The organism is Aeromonas sp. A35_P (genome assembly GCF_002259925.1).
Classification (GTDB): Bacteria; Pseudomonadota; Gammaproteobacteria; order Enterobacterales; family Aeromonadaceae; genus Aeromonas; species Aeromonas dhakensis.
The window spans coordinates 41,598-56,875 of sequence record NZ_NEVB01000011.1; the positions used below are offsets into that span (position 1 = coordinate 41,598).

The 15,278-nt window shown below is 59.9% G+C and carries 18 protein-coding genes; 4 read left to right on the plus strand and 14 right to left on the minus strand.

Features of this window, described 5'->3' with window-relative positions:
* Positions 1–24: 24 nt before the first annotated feature.
* The 6 genes from hscB to trmJ form a co-directional block, all read right to left on the minus strand.
* Positions 25–543: a co-chaperone HscB gene (hscB, locus tag CAK78_RS01055; RefSeq protein ID WP_017780043.1), complete on the minus strand. Its 519-nt coding sequence runs from the start codon at positions 541–543 to the stop codon at positions 25–27.
* 121 nt (positions 544–664) lie between these two features.
* The gene (gene iscA, locus CAK78_RS01060; protein WP_005299772.1) at positions 665–988 is read right to left on the minus strand and encodes an iron-sulfur cluster assembly protein IscA; all 324 of its coding nucleotides are present in this window, start codon (positions 986–988) and stop codon (positions 665–667) included.
* A gap of 15 nt (positions 989–1,003) precedes the next feature.
* Positions 1,004–1,387 carry a Fe-S cluster assembly scaffold IscU gene (gene iscU, locus CAK78_RS01065; protein WP_005299770.1) on the minus strand — a complete coding sequence of 128 codons (384 nt, stop codon included), beginning with the start codon at positions 1,385–1,387 and terminating at the stop codon, positions 1,004–1,006.
* 54 nt (positions 1,388–1,441) lie between these two features.
* On the minus strand, positions 1,442–2,656 hold the full coding sequence (locus CAK78_RS01070) for an IscS subfamily cysteine desulfurase (protein WP_017781684.1): 1,215 nt from the start codon (positions 2,654–2,656) through the stop codon (positions 1,442–1,444).
* Between the two features lie 57 nt (positions 2,657–2,713).
* The gene (iscR, locus tag CAK78_RS01075; RefSeq protein WP_011705634.1) at positions 2,714–3,217 is read right to left on the minus strand and encodes a Fe-S cluster assembly transcriptional regulator IscR; all 504 of its coding nucleotides are present in this window, start codon (positions 3,215–3,217) and stop codon (positions 2,714–2,716) included.
* Between the two features lie 93 nt (positions 3,218–3,310).
* A complete protein-coding gene (trmJ, locus tag CAK78_RS01080; RefSeq protein ID WP_010634299.1) occupies positions 3,311–4,039 on the minus strand; it encodes a tRNA (cytosine(32)/uridine(32)-2'-O)-methyltransferase TrmJ in 729 nt (242 codons plus the stop codon).
* 180 nt (positions 4,040–4,219) lie between these two features.
* Between trmJ and CAK78_RS01085 the strand changes: the two genes are divergently transcribed.
* Positions 4,220–4,636, plus strand: coding sequence for a hypothetical protein (locus CAK78_RS01085; protein ID WP_010634300.1), 417 nt, complete (start codon positions 4,220–4,222; stop codon positions 4,634–4,636).
* Here the strand turns inward: CAK78_RS01085 and ubiT are convergent.
* A complete protein-coding gene (gene ubiT / locus CAK78_RS01090) occupies positions 4,583–5,122 on the minus strand; it encodes a ubiquinone anaerobic biosynthesis accessory factor UbiT (RefSeq protein WP_094696097.1) in 540 nt (179 codons plus the stop codon). The genes CAK78_RS01085 and ubiT overlap by 54 nt on opposite strands.
* Before the next feature lie 189 nt (positions 5,123–5,311).
* Here ubiT and ubiU point away from each other — a divergent pair, with 189 nt between their 5' ends.
* Both ubiU and CAK78_RS01100 read left to right on the plus strand, forming a co-directional pair.
* Positions 5,312–6,307, plus strand: coding sequence for a ubiquinone anaerobic biosynthesis protein UbiU (gene ubiU / locus CAK78_RS01095; protein WP_005299752.1), 996 nt, complete (start codon positions 5,312–5,314; stop codon positions 6,305–6,307).
* Between the two features lie 12 nt (positions 6,308–6,319).
* A complete protein-coding gene (locus tag CAK78_RS01100; RefSeq protein ID WP_094696093.1) occupies positions 6,320–7,192 on the plus strand; it encodes a U32 family peptidase in 873 nt (290 codons plus the stop codon).
* Between the two features lie 130 nt (positions 7,193–7,322).
* Here CAK78_RS01100 and nlpI read toward each other — a convergent pair whose 3' ends face one another.
* The 7 genes from nlpI to queA all read right to left on the minus strand — a co-directional run bounded on the left by nlpI (position 7,323) and on the right by queA (position 14,395).
* Positions 7,323–8,270 carry a lipoprotein NlpI gene (nlpI, locus tag CAK78_RS01105; protein WP_369597504.1) on the minus strand — a complete coding sequence of 316 codons (948 nt, stop codon included), beginning with the start codon at positions 8,268–8,270 and terminating at the stop codon, positions 7,323–7,325.
* Between the two features lie 116 nt (positions 8,271–8,386).
* Positions 8,387–8,755, minus strand: coding sequence for a rhodanese-like domain-containing protein (locus tag CAK78_RS01110; protein WP_094696095.1), 369 nt, complete (start codon positions 8,753–8,755; stop codon positions 8,387–8,389).
* A gap of 99 nt (positions 8,756–8,854) precedes the next feature.
* On the minus strand, positions 8,855–9,802 hold the full coding sequence (gene secF, locus CAK78_RS01115; RefSeq protein ID WP_005299746.1) for a protein translocase subunit SecF: 948 nt from the start codon (positions 9,800–9,802) through the stop codon (positions 8,855–8,857).
* Between the two features lie 9 nt (positions 9,803–9,811).
* Positions 9,812–11,665, minus strand: a complete 1,854-nt coding sequence (secD, locus tag CAK78_RS01120; protein ID WP_094696096.1) for a protein translocase subunit SecD — start codon at positions 11,663–11,665, stop codon at positions 9,812–9,814.
* An 18-nt stretch (positions 11,666–11,683) separates the two neighbouring features.
* On the minus strand, positions 11,684–12,019 hold the full coding sequence (gene yajC / locus CAK78_RS01125; RefSeq protein ID WP_005299732.1) for a preprotein translocase subunit YajC: 336 nt from the start codon (positions 12,017–12,019) through the stop codon (positions 11,684–11,686).
* A gap of 50 nt (positions 12,020–12,069) precedes the next feature.
* Complete coding sequence (gene tgt / locus CAK78_RS01130; RefSeq protein ID WP_016350389.1) at positions 12,070–13,206, minus strand: tRNA guanosine(34) transglycosylase Tgt; 1,137 nt, start codon at positions 13,204–13,206, stop codon at positions 12,070–12,072.
* A 121-nt stretch (positions 13,207–13,327) separates the two neighbouring features.
* The gene (queA, locus tag CAK78_RS01135) at positions 13,328–14,395 is read right to left on the minus strand and encodes a tRNA preQ1(34) S-adenosylmethionine ribosyltransferase-isomerase QueA (protein ID WP_010634307.1); all 1,068 of its coding nucleotides are present in this window, start codon (positions 14,393–14,395) and stop codon (positions 13,328–13,330) included.
* A gap of 211 nt (positions 14,396–14,606) precedes the next feature.
* Here queA and CAK78_RS01140 point away from each other — a divergent pair, with 211 nt between their 5' ends.
* Positions 14,607–15,053: a CBS domain-containing protein gene (locus CAK78_RS01140; protein ID WP_017765922.1), complete on the plus strand. Its 447-nt coding sequence runs from the start codon at positions 14,607–14,609 to the stop codon at positions 15,051–15,053.
* Positions 15,054–15,278 lie beyond the last annotated feature (225 nt).

Genomic DNA, 15,278 nt, shown 5'->3' on the forward strand with positions numbered 1-15,278 from the left:
AATCAAACTTCCAGCGTTAAAGGGTCAAGACTCGAACAGGGAGTCTTCGAATCGTTCCAGCTCCTCGAGGAGCTTGTCGACAAACTTGAGCTTGCGAACGCAGTCAGCGGCCTTCTGATCATCGCCGGTGGCGAGGCTCAGGGTCAGCTGCTGCATCAACTGCTGGTGATCATGCCTGATCTCTTGGCGAAAATCCTTGATGGCCCGCTCAGGGTCGGCTTCGCCTTTCAGATCGGCCAGCCGCTCGCGCCACTCCAGCTGCTGCATCAGAAAGGCGGGATCTTGCAGCGTCTGCTGTTCGCCGCGGATATCGGTACCACGCAGGGAGAGTAGGTACTCGGCTCGGCGCAGGGGCGCCTTGAGGGTAGTGAAGGCATCGTTGATCTGGGCGGCACGTTGCACCGCGGCCAGCTGTTCCCGCTCGGGAGCCGTGGCAAAACGATCGGGATGGAACTGGGTTTGCAACTGACGGTAGGTATCCGCCAACTGACGGGTATCGAGCTCGAAGCCTTCCACCAGCCCAAACAGCTCGAAATGATTCATGCAGACCTCTTAGACCCTGATGCAACCGCCGTCCTGCTCGCCCTCGGCAAACGGGACGGCGTGGTTGAACTGGCCGTGGCCGGCCGGTTCAACACATGCGCAATCAGGTGTAGCAAACATCTCAGACACTGAAGCTTTCGCCGCAACCACACTCGCCCTTGGCGTTGGGGTTGTTGAACTGGAAGCCCTCGTTGAGGCCCTCCTTGACGAAGTCCAGCTGGGTACCATCCAGGTGGATCAGGCTCTTGGCATCGACGATGATCTTGACGCCGTCCTGCTCGAATACCTGATCTTCATCCGCCAGCTCATCGACAAATTCGAGCACGTAGGCAAGACCGGAACAGCCGGTGGTCTTGACGCCGAGGCGCAGGCCGATGCCCTTGCCCCGGTTGGCCAGAAAAGAGGAAACCCGTGCCGCTGCGGCATCTGTCATGGTAATGGCCATACTGCGCTCCTGACCTTAGAGACCTTTCTTCTGCTTGTAATCGGCGATGGCGGCCTTGATGGCATCCTCGGCCAGAATGGAGCAGTGGATCTTCACCGGCGGCAGCGCCAGCTCTTCGGCGATGTCGGTGTTCTTGATGCCGGCTGCTTCGTCCAGGGTCTTGCCCTTGACCCACTCGGTCACCAGGGAGCTGGAGGCGATGGCGGAGCCACAACCATAAGTCTTGAACTTGGCATCTTCGATGATGCCGTCGTCGCTGATCTTCAGCTGCAGCTTCATCACGTCACCGCAGGCCGGTGCACCGACCATGCCGGTAGCGATGCTGGGATCGTTCTTGTCGAAGCCGCCTACGTTACGGGGGTTCTCGTAGTGGTCGATTACTTTTTCACTGTAAGCCATATCTAACTCCTGCTAATTCCGTTGTTCACCAAACACTTGCTCTCTTGGCAAGGATCAGTGATGAGCCCATTCGACCGTGTTCAGATCGACGCCGTCCTTGTACATCTCCCACAGGGGAGACATCTCGCGCAGACGGCCGATGGAGTCACGGATAAGCTTGATTGCGTAATCAATCTCTTCTTCGGTGGTGAAGCGACCCATGCTGAAACGGATGGAGCTGTGCGCCAGCTCGTCGTTCAGGCCCAGGGCGCGCAGCACGTAGGAGGGCTCCAGGCTGGCCGAGGTACAGGCAGAACCGGAAGAGACCGCCAGATCCTTGAGCGCCATGATCAGGGATTCCCCTTCCACATAGGCGAAGCTGACGTTGAGGTTGCCCGGCACACGCTGTTCCAGGTCACCGTTGATGTAGACCTCTTCGATATCCTTGATGCCGTCCCACAGACGCTGACGCAGAGCCATGATGCGCTCACCTTCGCTCGCCATCTCTTCCTTGGCGATGCGGAAGGCTTCGCCCATGCCGACGATCTGGTGGGTCGGCAGGGTGCCGGAACGCATGCCGCGCTCGTGGCCACCACCGTGCATCTGGGCTTCCAGACGAACACGGGGCTTGCGGCGTACGTAGAGGGCACCAATGCCTTTCGGACCATATACCTTGTGAGCAGACATGGAGAGCAGGTCAACCTTGAGCGCTTCCACGTCTACCGGAATTTTACCCACGCTCTGTACTGCATCCACGTGCAGCAGGATCTTGCGGGAGCGGCACAGCTCGCCAATGGCGGCAATGTTCTGCACCACGCCGATCTCGTTGTTGACGTGCATGATGCTGACCAGAATGGTGTCATCGCGCAGGGCGCCTTCGATCTGCTCCAGAGTGAACAGGCCGTTGGGCATCGGCTCGAGGTAGGTCACCTCATAGCCTTCGCGCTCCAGCTGGCGGCAGGTATCCAGTACCGCCTTGTGCTCGGTCTTGGAGGTAACGATGTGCTTGCCCTTGCCGGCGTAGAAGTGGGCAACGCCCTTGATGGCCAGGTTGTTGGACTCGGTGGCGCCGGAGGTGAAGACGATCTCGCGCGGGTCGGCACCGATCAGCTCTGCCACTTGATTACGGGCCAGGTCAACCGCCTCTTCGGCTTGCCAGCCGAAACGGTGGGAACGGGAAGCTGGATTGCCGAACAGGCCATCCATGGTGAGACACTGCATCATTTTTTCTGCGACACGCGGGTCCACCGGACAGGTTGCCGAATAATCAAGGTAAATAGGCAGTTTCATGTTTTTCTCCGTTACAGCCTGGGTCATACATCGACCGGCTGTGGAAAGCACGTTTGTTTATAGTTGGACTTTCAAGCTCACATCGCCGCGTTCTGCCCGGTCAACCAGGGACAACACGGTTTTCATCTGTTCGTCTTGCTTGCCGGCAATGCGGCGCACATCCGCCTGATCAACCAGCTCGGCCAGGGTGATATCCCCCAGGAAGCTGGAGATCCGCTCGCTCAGGTCACGCCACAAGGAGTGAGTAAGACACTGGGTGCCGCCGTGGCAGCCGCCCTTGCCGAGGCACTTGGTGGCATCCACCGATTCATCCACCGCGGTGATCACCTGACCGACCGAGATGGCATTCGGGGCCAGACCGAGGCGATAGCCGCCACCGGGGCCACGCACGCTGCTTACCAGGCCATGCTTGCGCAGGCGGGCAAACAGTTGCTCCAGATAGGACAAGGAGATGCCCTGGCGCTCTGAAATATCAGCCAGGGGCACGGGCCCCTGCTCTGCATGCAACGCCACGTCGAGCATGGCTGTCACAGCGTAACGTCCTTTTGAGGTCAGTCTCATATGCCTTACCGTCTTGCGAACCAATCAATATGGGCATATGGTCACATACCCGACTAAATCAGTCAAGTATATGGTTGAGTAATTCAGTCGGGTTTAGTCCTGCGGCCTGGGTTTTTGCACCGAGGTCAGAATGCCGCGCAGAATGTTGAGTTCCACCGCCTCCGGACGTGCCCGGTTGAACAGGCGACGCAACTTGTTCATCACCTGCCCCGGGTGGTCATCGGTGATGAAGCCGGTCTTGAGCAGCGTCTGCTCCAGATGCTGATAAAAACCTTCCAGCTGCTCGGCACTGGGATACTCCACAGCCATCCCGCTGTCGCCGGCTTGCTCTTGCTGCTGCAGCCAGTGCATGCGCACCTCATAGCAGAGGGTCTGCACCGCCATGGCCAGATTGAGCGAGCTGTATTCGGGATTGGCCGGGATGGCCACATGGTAGTGGCACTTTTGCAGCTCGTCGTTGGTGAGGCCGGTACGTTCACGGCCAAACACCAGCGCCACCGGATGCTGCATGCCCTCGGCCACCAGCTTCTCGCCTGCTTCGCGGGGATCCAGCATGGGCCAGCTCAGGGTGCGGGAACGGGCACTGGTACCGATCACCAGGCCGCAGTCGGCGATGGCTTCATCCAGCGTCGCCACGACACGGGCATTGGCCAGGATGTCGCTGGCACCGGCAGCCAATGCATTGGCATTGCCATCAGGCAGGGCTTGCGGATCAACTAGCACCATCTGACTCAAGCCCATGGTCTTCATGGCGCGTGCCGCAGACCCCATGTTGCCGGTGTGAGAGGTGTTTACCAACACGATACGAATCTGATCCAACATGCCCAGTCAATCTTCAGTCAAAAATGGCGCGCAATTGTAACATAGCCAATCGCTATTTTGGCACCGTAAATGGCGCTCCATTTCACAACTATCGCGCCGGTTTGTAGAACAAAGCGGCATGAGGCGGGCACAAGGGCGGGCTAAACTTGGAGGATGGGAAGGTGAAAGAGGGGAGACAACATGTGTCCGCGCTGGCTTTATGAGAAGCTGCCGGCCTGCTATTTGCTGGCAGCCATCGGCATCATCGCGCTCAGCCACTCCCCGCTGCTCTGGCTGGCGGGAGGCCTGCTGTTTGTTGCCGGGGCCGCCAGCTGGATGATGCGCTCCAGCTATCGGCGCACCGATCTGGTCATCTTCCCAAACAAGGTCTGGCTGCAACCGGAGTGGCTCTACGAGGCCCAACCTTTCCTCTGGCTGGTGCTGGGGCTGCTGTTGTCACGCCAGCAAGGCGCCGGTGCCCTGCTGGCGCTGCTGCCTTGCCTCTGGGCCCTGCGCTGTCTGTGGGCCCGCAACCACTATCGTCATCATGCCGAGGGGCTCGCCTCACAGCTGAGACGCCACCCCACCCGCCGGCGCAGAATGCGCCTCTTGCGTTGAGCTGGCCCTGGCCTGCTCGATAAAGGTAGCGAGATCCATCAACGGATAGCGCACCAGGCTCGGCAACCCGTCCAGATCCAGGCTGTCCATCAGGTTTTTCACCTCCAGTCCCAGCTCGGTATTGCCTTCAATCTTCAGCTTGCGCTGAAAGAAGAGGGAATCGGGGTCTTCCTTGCGACCGGCAATCAGGATGAGATCGTTGCTGCTGCCGCTGAAGCAGACATCGGCCTGTTCACAGTGACGGGCCACCACCAGCTTGCCCCCCTGCTCGCTGATGAACCAGCAGAGCTCGAGATCCGATACCTCGACCTTGAGCCACTTGCCCGCCAGAAATGCAAAGTCGCCATCGGCGATGGCCTCCTTGAAGACGCTGGCCAGCAGGCGCTCCATCAGATGCTGTTGCAGGGCAAAGGGCACCAGCTTGAGGGGGTGACGCAAGAGACGGGGGGCCTGTTCGACCAGGCGATGCTGCAGTTGTTTGAACACGATGAACTCCCAGTTTTTTGCGCATTCAAACACAGGGTCGGCGCCATGATCCTGTTGGAAATCAAACTTGTGCCCACTTACCTCAAGAAGGGTAAAGCCACACAAAGCTGCCTCAGGTCAAAAAGTGGAAGGACGCCGGTGAATACAATCGGGCCACTTTTTGCATTTTTGCCCTCTCGGAGCGTACCGATGGAATTACTCTGTCCGGCAGGCAGTCTGCCGGCACTGAAAACAGCCGTGGATAACGGGGCCGATGCCGTCTATATCGGCTTCAAGGATGACACCAACGCCCGCCATTTCGCCGGGCTCAACTTTACCGACAGCAAACTGGAGAAAGCGGTCGACTACGTGCATCAACATGGCCGCAAGCTGCACATCGCCATCAACACCTTCGCCCACCCGGGCTCCGATGCCCGCTGGCAGCAGGCGGTGGACAAGGGTGCCGCACTGGGTGCCGATGCCCTGATCATCGCCGATCTCGCCGTGCTCGACTATGCCAGCCGCCGCTACCCGGATCTGGAGCTGCACGTCTCGGTGCAGGCCAGCGCTACCAACGCCGCCGCCATTCGCTTCTACCAGCAGCACTTCAATGTCGGCCGGGTGGTATTGCCTCGCGTGCTCTCCATGCACCAGGTGAAACAGCTGGCCCGCGAGACCGATGTCGGCCTCGAAGTCTTCGCCTTCGGCAGCCTCTGCATCATGGCTGAGGGGCGCTGCTACCTCTCCTCCTACATGACCGGCGAGAGTCCCAACACCGTCGGCGCCTGTTCACCAGCCAAGTTCGTGCGCTGGGAAGAGACCCCAAGCGGCCTCGAGTCTCGCCTCAACGAGGTGCTGATCGACCGTTACGGCCCGGGGGAGAATGCCGGCTACCCAACCCTGTGCAAGGGACGCTTCGAGGTGGACGGTCAGACCTACCACGCGCTGGAGGAGCCCACCAGCCTCAACACCCTGGGCCTGTTGCCCGAGCTGTTCCAGACCGGCATCCAGTCGGTCAAGATCGAGGGGCGCCAGCGCAGCCCCGCCTACGTGGAGCAGGTGACCCGGGTCTGGCGCGCCGCCATCGACGCCTATCAGGCCAATCCGGAAGCCTATCGGGTCAAGGCCGAGTGGGATGCCCAGCTCGCCCGCGTCTCCGAGGGGAGCCAGACCACCCTCGGTGCCTATCATCGCCAGTGGCAATAAGGAGCCCTGTTCATGAAATTCTCTCTCGGCCCCCTGCTCTTCTACTGGCCCAAGGCCGACACCCAGGGCTTCTATCAGGCGGCCGCCACCAGCCAAGCCGACATCGTCTATCTGGGGGAAACCGTCTGCAGCAAGCGCCGCGAACTGAAAGTGGATGACTGGATTGCCCTCGCCCGTCAGGTGGCCGGCTCCGGCAAGCAGGCGGTGCTCTCCACGCTAGCGCTCATCTCCGCCCCCTCCGAGCTCAAGGAGGTGAAGCGGCTGGTCGACAACGGCGAGCTGATGATAGAGGCCAACGATCTGGGCGCGGTCCAGCTCGCCAGTGAGGCCGGATTGCCGTTCGTCTGCGGCCCCGCCATCAACGCCTACAACGCCGACGTGCTGCGCATGCTGCTCAAACAGGGGATGCAGCGCTGGGTGATGCCGGTGGAGCTGTCACGCGACTGGCTGGTGCAGCTCAATCAGGATCTCGGCAACGCCCGTCAGCAGTTCGAGGTGGAGGTGTTCGCCTACGGCCACCTGCCGCTCGCCTACTCGGCGCGCTGCTTCACCGCCCGCTCACTCGATCGGCCCAAGGACAACTGTGAACTGGCCTGCATCGACTACCCCACCGGCCGACTCGCCAGCAGCCGTGAGGGGCAGAAGGTGTTCAACCTCAACGGCATCCAGACCCAGTCCGGTTACTGCTACAACCTGGGCAACGATCTGGCCGGCATGGAGGGGCTGGTGGATGTGGTACGGCTCTCCCCCGAGGGGTTGGATACCCTGACGATGCTGGACCGCTTCAAGGCCAATCAGCAGGGCCAGGCTCCCCTGCCCCTGCAGCAGGAGCGGGACTGCAACGGCTACTGGCGCCAGATCCCCGGCATGATGCTGGCGCAGTAATTGCGCCCTTACTGACGGGCAGAACCGACAAGCCGATACAGTGGCACCGTAAAGCCTGACACCCAAACAGCAAAAAGGCCTCGCTATGAGGCCTTTTCCATATCGTTCAACGCGGCGATAGCCAGCAAGATCAGGATGCCTGTTTGCTGCTCTTGCCCTGGGCACTCTGGGCGCCGGGCGGCAGAGGTTTGCGCGCCATCAGCTCCAGCTCGAGCAGGGCATATCTGTGCTCGATGAAGTCATACACGTTGTTGGCCAGCGCCAGCTTGAAGTAGCTGATGGCCTCCTTGCGGTTGCCCCTGGCCAGTTCGAACTTGCCAAGGTAGAAGTAGGTTTCGCACAGGCGCTCGGCGAGCTCCCGGTTGTCCTTCACCCCTTTCACCACGTTGCCCATCAACTGGGTGGCGTTGAGTTCGCCGGTATAGAGGCGCACCAGATCCCAGTTCCAGGCGTCGTCGTCATACTTGTTGAGCCGCTCGCGCATCCGGCTCATGGCGGCCGGGGCATTGAGCTTCTGCTCGGCCAGATAGAGCCAGATAACCCGGTAGGGATCTTCCGGCTGCGCCTCGTAGAAGCGCTTCATATCGGCTGCGGCCAGCTCTGGGCGATTGCCGTAATAGAGCGCAATACCGCGGTTCAGATAGGCATAGTCATAATCGGGAGCCAGCTCGAGGGCGGAATCAAATGCCTCGTAGGCTTCGTCATAATTCTGCTGCTGCACCAGATAGACGCCGATGAAGTTGTAGGCTTCGGCGAAATCCGGCTTCTCCCGCAGGGCGCGGTTGAAATCCAGCCGCGCCAGAGAGCGCAAGCCTACCCGGTCAAACACGACAGCACGCTCATAAAACAGTTCGGCCCGTTGCTCGGTGGTCAATTCCATCTCACTGAGGATCTGCCCGAGTCGCGCCAACGCCAACTCGCTCTGGTAAGAGACCTGCAGGGGGGTCGCCAATACCAGTGAAGCGGGTTGCGGCTTGGGAACTTGAGGCGTTTGAACCTGACTGCTACTGCTGCAACCCCACATGGGGAGCAGCAACAGGATACCAAGGAGGTATCCAATCCCTTTCCTGACGTTCAATGAACACTCCGACGCTTACGCTTGACCCGGCATATGGTAAAGGTCAGCCGACACTTTGTCATGTAAAGGTCAGCCGACACTTTGTCATGTGGCTGAGCCTCTCTCCCTCAAATAAATCAGGATTCGACAGGGTATCCGGCATCACACCAGCCCCGAAAGCCACCATCCACGCTGACCACCCGGCCGTAGCCCATCTTCTGCAGGTTCTCCGCCACCAGAATGGAGCGAAAACCGCCACCACAATAGAGGTAGAGCTCGGTGTCGGGATCCGGGTAACGGGTCTCGATATCCCGCTCGATCACGCCGCGCCCGAGGTAGGTCGCGCCCGGCAGATGGCCCCTGGCCCACTCGCTCTCTTCCCGCACATCGACCAGGTGAAAGGTACGCTCCTCCTCCTGCCAGCGCTTGATCTGGTGTACGTCGGTCTCCTGCACATGGGGGCGAATGGCCTCTACCAGCGCCAGAAAACGGGGATTGTGTTGCATGGCTTGCTCCTTGCCTCTTGGCCAATGGCCGTGGGTGAAACCGTCATAATGGCTCACCCGGATGATAAGAGAAAGGGCGCCTTGTGGCGCCCTTGTCATTTACGGCAGGATCTCTTGCTGATCCGCCCCCTCTTTTTCCACCTGGGTCGGCAGCATGTGCTCCCGCTTGACCCCGAAGAACATGGCGAACGAGCTCGCCACATAGATGGAGGAGTAAGTACCAAACGCCACACCGATCACCATGGCCACCGAGAAACCGTGGATCAGCGGACCGCCCTTGAGCAGCAGCGCCAGCACCACCACGAAGGTCAGGCCGGAGGTGATGATGGTCCGGCTCAGGGTCTCGGTCATGGAGAGATCCAGGATGTACTCGGTATCCCCCTTGCGCACCTTGCGAAAGTTCTCCCGCAAGCGGTCGAACACCACTATGGTGTCGTTCAAGGAGTAACCCACCAGCGTCATCAAGGCCGCCAGCACGGTCAGGTCGAACTCGTACTGGAAGTAGGCGAAGACGCCCAGGGTGATCACCACATCGTGCACCAGGGAGAGGATGCCGCCCATGGCCAGACGCCATTCGAAGCGTACCGCCACGTAGATCATGATGCAGATGATGGAGGCCAACATGGCCAGCGCACCATCCGTCGCCAGCTCGTCACCCACGGAGGGGCCGACGAACTCCACGCGCTTGAGCACGGCGCCCTGATCGATCACCTTGGCGGCCGCCAGCACCTCGTTGCCCTGCTGCTCCACCTTGACCCCCTCTTTCGGGGTCAGACGCACCAGCACGTCACGACTGGAGCCGAAGTGTTGCAGGGTCGCCCCTTCAATCTTCTGCTCGTCCAGCACCTCGTGCATCTTCTCCAGGCTCACCGACTGCTGGAAGCCCACCTCGATGGTGGTGCCGCCGGTAAAGTCCAGACCCCAGTTCAGACCCCGATCAAACAGGAAGAACAGGGAGATCACCATCAGCAGGGTAGAGAAGACCACACCCGGCTTGGCAAAGCGCATGAAGGGGATGGGCTTTTCAAAATGTAGAATCTGAAACATGTCTCTTCCTTAGATCGGCAGCTTGTCGAGGCGCCGACCACCCCAGGCCAGGTTGATGATGGCGCGGGATACCGTGATGGCGGTAAACATGGACGCACTCAGACCAATCCCCAGCGTCAGGGCGAAGCCCTTGATGGCGCCGGTACCGATACCGAACAGGATCACACAGGTGATGAGCGAGGTGATGTTGGAGTCGGCGATGGTCGAGAATGCCCGATCAAAGCCCAGGTGGATCGCCTGCTGCACGCCGCGACCGTTGCGGATCTCTTCACGAATGCGCTCGTAGATCAGCACGTTGGCGTCCACCGCCATGCCCAGCGTCAAGACGATACCGGCGATGCCCGGCAGGGTCATGGTGGCCCCCGGGATCATCGACATGATACCGACGATCAGCACCAGGTTCATGGAGAGGGCAATGTTGGCCACCCAACCGAAGGCACGGTAGTAGATCCCCATGAACAGCACGATCACCAGCATGGCCCAGCCGATGGCTTCCATACCGCTGTCGATGTTCTGCTGACCCAGGCTCGGGCCAATGGTGCGCTCTTCCACGATCTGGATCGGGGCGATCAGCGCACCGGCACGCAGCAGCAGCGCCAGGTTGTGGGCTTCGTTGGCGTTGTCGATGCCGGTGATGCGGAACTGGCTGCCAAGGCGCGACTGGATGGTGGCGACGTTGATCACCTCCTCCTGCTTGCGGAACTTGCGCTTGCCGTCCGGACCCGGCTGACCGACCGGCTTGTATTCGATGAATACGGTGGCCATGCCCTTACCGACGTTGTCCTTGGTAAAGCTGGCCATCTTGTTGCCACCCTGGCCATCGAGCTTGATGTTGACCTGGGGACGGCTGTATTCGTCGAAACCGGACTGGGCACCCACGATGTGGTCACCGGTCAGGATGATGCGCTTTTGCAGCACCACCGGACGACCGTTGCGATCGTTGTAGACTTTGGAGCTCGGCGGTACGCGACCGTCGGCCGCAGCCTGGATGTCGGCGGTCTCATCGACCATGTGGAATTCCAGGGTTGCGGTGGCGCCCAGGATCTCCTTGGCACGGGCGGTGTCCTGGATACCGGGCAGTTCCACCACGATGCGCTCGGCACCCTGCTGTTGTACCAGCGGCTCGGCTACGCCCAGTTCGTTCACCCGGTTGCGGATGATGGTGATGTTCTGCTCGAGGGCGTACTTCTTCACCTCCTTGACCTTGGCTTCACTCAAGGAGGCCAGCAGGACGAACTCGTCCCCCTTCTGCTCGGTGGTGAAGGTGAGATCCGGGTTCTGACGACGCAGGAAGGAGACCGCCTTGCTCTGGTCGGCTTCGTCGCGGAAGACCACCTGCACCTGATCACCGACCCGGCGCACGCCGGAGTAACGGATCTTCTGGGTACGCAGCTCGGAGCGGAAATCCTGCACCATCTGCTCCTGCTGCTTGGCCAGCGCTTCGCCCATGTCCACTTCCATCAGGAAGTGCACGCCGCCGCGCAGGTCCAGGCCCAGCTTGAGCGGGTTGGCACCGATGGCTTCGAGCCAGGCAGGAGTGGAAGGCGCCAGGTTGAGCGCGGTGATGAAGTTGTCACCCAGCTTGTTGGCGACCAGATCGCGCGCCTTGAGCTGCTCTTCGGTGTTCTTGAAACGAACCAGAATGAAGCCGTGTTCGAACGCCGCATGCTTGACCGGGATCTTCGCCTCGTCGAGGGTCGCTTTCACCAGGTCAAGGGTATCAAGCTTGACTTCGGCACCCCGGCTGGCAGAGATCTGCAAGGCCGGGTCTTCGCCGTAAAGATTGGGGGCTGCATATAGAAAACCGATGGCGATCACCACGATCACCATCAGGTATTTCCACAGCGGATAGCGATTTAACACGCTGTGCTCCTCGGGAGATTAGAGGGACTGGATAGAACCCTTGGGCAGAACGGCAGAGACGAAATCACGCTTGATGGTGACCTGGGTCTGATCGTTCAGGGACAGCACAATGTATTCGCTGTCGGCGGAAACCTTGGCGATCTTGCCGACCAGGCCGCCGGAAGTGAGCACTTCGTCACCCTTGGAGAGGGAACTCATCAGGTTGCGGTGATCCTTGGCACGTTTGGCCTGGGGACGATAGATCATGAAGTAGAAGATGAGACCGAACACGGCCAGCATGATGATCATTTCCATGCCACCACCCTGTGCCGCCGGAGCCGCGCCTTCTGCATATGCCTTGGAGATAATGCTCATTTAACAACCTCTTATTGATGTAAATTTGATAACTAGCTTATAAATCGTTGTTATTTCACGTCATTTTCAGCTAACGGAGGCACGGGCTTCCCTTGCCGACGGTAAAACTCAGTTACAAAGTCGTCTAATTTACCCTGCTCGATCGCGTCCCGCAAACCCTGCATCACACGCTGGTAATAACGCAGGTTGTGAATGGTGTTCAGACGGGCACCGAGGATCTCGTTGCACTTGTCCAGATGGTACAGATAACTGCGGGTGTAGTTCTTGCAGGTGTAGCAGTCGCAATCGGCATCCAGGGTGCTGGTGTCCTCGCGATACTTGGCGTTGCGGATCTTGACCACCCCGTCGGTGGTGAACAGGTGGCCGTTGCGGGCGTTGCGGGTCGGCATCACGCAGTCGAACATGTCGATACCGCGGCGCACCCCTTCCACCAGATCTTCCGGCTTGCCCACCCCCATCAGGTAGCGTGGCTTGTCGGCCGGGATTTTCGGGCAGACGTGCTCGAGGATGCGATGCATGTCTTCCTTGGGCTCACCCACCGCCAGACCACCGACCGCATAACCGTCAAAGCCGATCTCCAAGAGACCTTCCAGCGACACATCCCGCAGATCTTCGTACACGGAGCCCTGGATGATGCCGAACAGGGCGTTCTTGTTGCCGAGCGCATCGAACTTGTCGCGGGAGCGCTTGCCCCAGCGCAGGGACATCTCCATCGACTTGCGCGCCTCTTCGTAAGTGGCCGGGTACGGCGTGCACTCGTCGAAGATCATCACGATGTCGGAGCCCAGATCGTACTGGATCTCCATGGACTTCTCGGGGTCGAGGAAGATCTTCTCGCCGTTGATGGGGTGACGGAAGTGCACCCCCGCCTCGGTGATCTTGCGGATATGCCCTAGGCTGAACACCTGGAAACCGCCGGAGTCGGTCAGGATCGGGCCCTGCCAGTTCATGAAATCATGCAGATCGCCGTGGGCGCGCATCACTTCCTGCCCCGGGCGCAACCAGAGGTGGAAGGTGTTGCCAAGCAGGATCTGGGCACCAGTTTCACGTACCTCTTCCGGGGTCATCCCCTTGACGGTGCCGTAGGTGCCGACCGGCATGAAGGCCGGGGTCTGCACGGTGCCGCGCTCGAATACCAGCTGACCGCGACGGGCACGGCCGTCGGTGGTTTTCAGTTCAAATTTCATTGCTACCTCGGTTTCAGTCAGAGAAACAGTCTGACAAATAGTAGGGCCGCACCGGCCCGGTACAAGAAGCCGGCCGGGATCCTGACGATCAGGTCCTGAACGGCTTCTGAAGGGCAGCCGCTTAAGCTGCTGCCCGGCGACGGGTGACGAACATGGCATCCCCGTAGCTGAAGAAACGATACTGCTCGGCCACGGCGGCCTGATAGGCGGCCATCACGTTGTCGTAGCCGGCAAAGGCGCTGACCAGCATGATCAGGGTCGACTCGGGCAGATGGAAGTTGGTGACCATGGCATCGACCACCTGGAACTGGTAACCCGGGAAGATGAAAATGTCGGTGTCGCTGAAAAACGGCGCCAGCGGCTTGCCCTGGGCCAGGGTCACCTTGGCCGCGCTCTCGAGCGAACGCACCGAGGTGGTCCCCACCGCAATCACCCGGCCGCCGCGGGCACGGGTCGCCGCGATGGCGTCCACCACCTCCTGCGGCACTTCGGCGTATTCCGAGTGCATGTGGTGATCTTCAATCTTGTCCACCCGCACCGGCTGAAAGGTGCCCGCCCCTACATGCAGGGTGACGAAGGCCGTTTCCACGCCCTTGGCACGAATTTTTTCGAGCAGCGGCTCATCGAAGTGCAGGCCGGCGGTCGGCGCCGCCACGGCGCCCGGCTTCTGGTTGTAGACGGTCTGGTAGCGCTCCTTGTCGGCATCCTCGTCGGGACGATCGATATAAGGGGGCAGCGGCATGTGGCCGATGGCTTCCAGGATCTCCAGCACCGGGCGCGGGTCCAGGAAATGGATCTCGAACAGGGCGTCGTGACGGGCGCGCATCTCGGCCTCGACGGGCACGCCGTCGGCACCGGCATCCAGAATAAGGCGGGTGCCTGGCTTGGGGGACTTGGATGAACGCACGTGCGCCAGCACGCTGTGCTCGTCCAGGATGCGCTCCACCAGCACCTCCAGCTTGCCGCCGCTGGCCTTCTGGCCAAACATGCGCGCGGGGATGACCCGGGTGTTGTTGAACACCAGCAGATCACCGGGGTTGAGCTGGTCCAGCACATCGACAAATTGACCGTGGCGCAGGGCGCCGGTTTGACCGTCGAGCTGCAGCAGACGACTGGCGGTACGCTCCGCCATCGGATAGCGGGCAATCAGCTCGTCTGGCAGATCAAAATGAAAATCGGATACTTGCATCTTTCACCTCGGGGGAATCGGCGGCTAGTCTAGTTATCCCCCTCTTGCAAGGCAACCCAAAAGACCAAAAACCCAAGAGAGACAAGGGATAGCGAGCAATTATGTGAAGCAGGGCCAGTTAAGAAACCTTTAAGGTTTTGTATTGACCCTGATCATGTTTTGCCGAAGGGGGCTGGGCTAGGGTGAAAGCAGATACACAAGGAGGTCCACCATGATGACCCTATCCGAGATCATGACTGAACACCCCTTCACCCTGGGTCCGGAAAACAGCGTCAAACAGGCGATGGATCTAATGCAGCAGGAGCGGATCCGCCATATTCCCATCGTTGACGACCACCATCATCTGCTGGGCCTGGTCACCCTCTCCGATATCCTGGCCACCCGCGAGTCAAAACTGCTGCTGATCAATCCGGAGCGGGAGGCGGAGTTCACCGACAGCGTGCAGCTCGACGAGATCATGACCCGCCAGGTGGCGAGCGTGGATCCCCATGCCGGCATCAAGGAGGCGGCCCTCTATCTGCAGCGCCACAAATATGGCTGCCTGCCGGTACTCAAAGGGCACAAGCTGGTAGGCATAGTCACCGAGTCGGACTTCATTGCCGTGGCCATCAATCTGCTGGAGCTGATGGAAGAGCAGGAGCCATCCGATGACTTTTGATCCGCACACAATGTAATTAAATTACAATAAAAGCGTTTTCAGCCTGAATTATCGGCATAAATGGTGAAACACTTTCATTTTGATTGAAAAATTACACCACGAACTTGCTTTGTGATCTACATCACACTATCATGACAGCCATGCAATAGTTGCCGAGGGGGAGACGAGGGATTGTGCACCCATCCTCTTCCTCTCATTTGTCTGCAAGTTTGCACACCCCGTAGT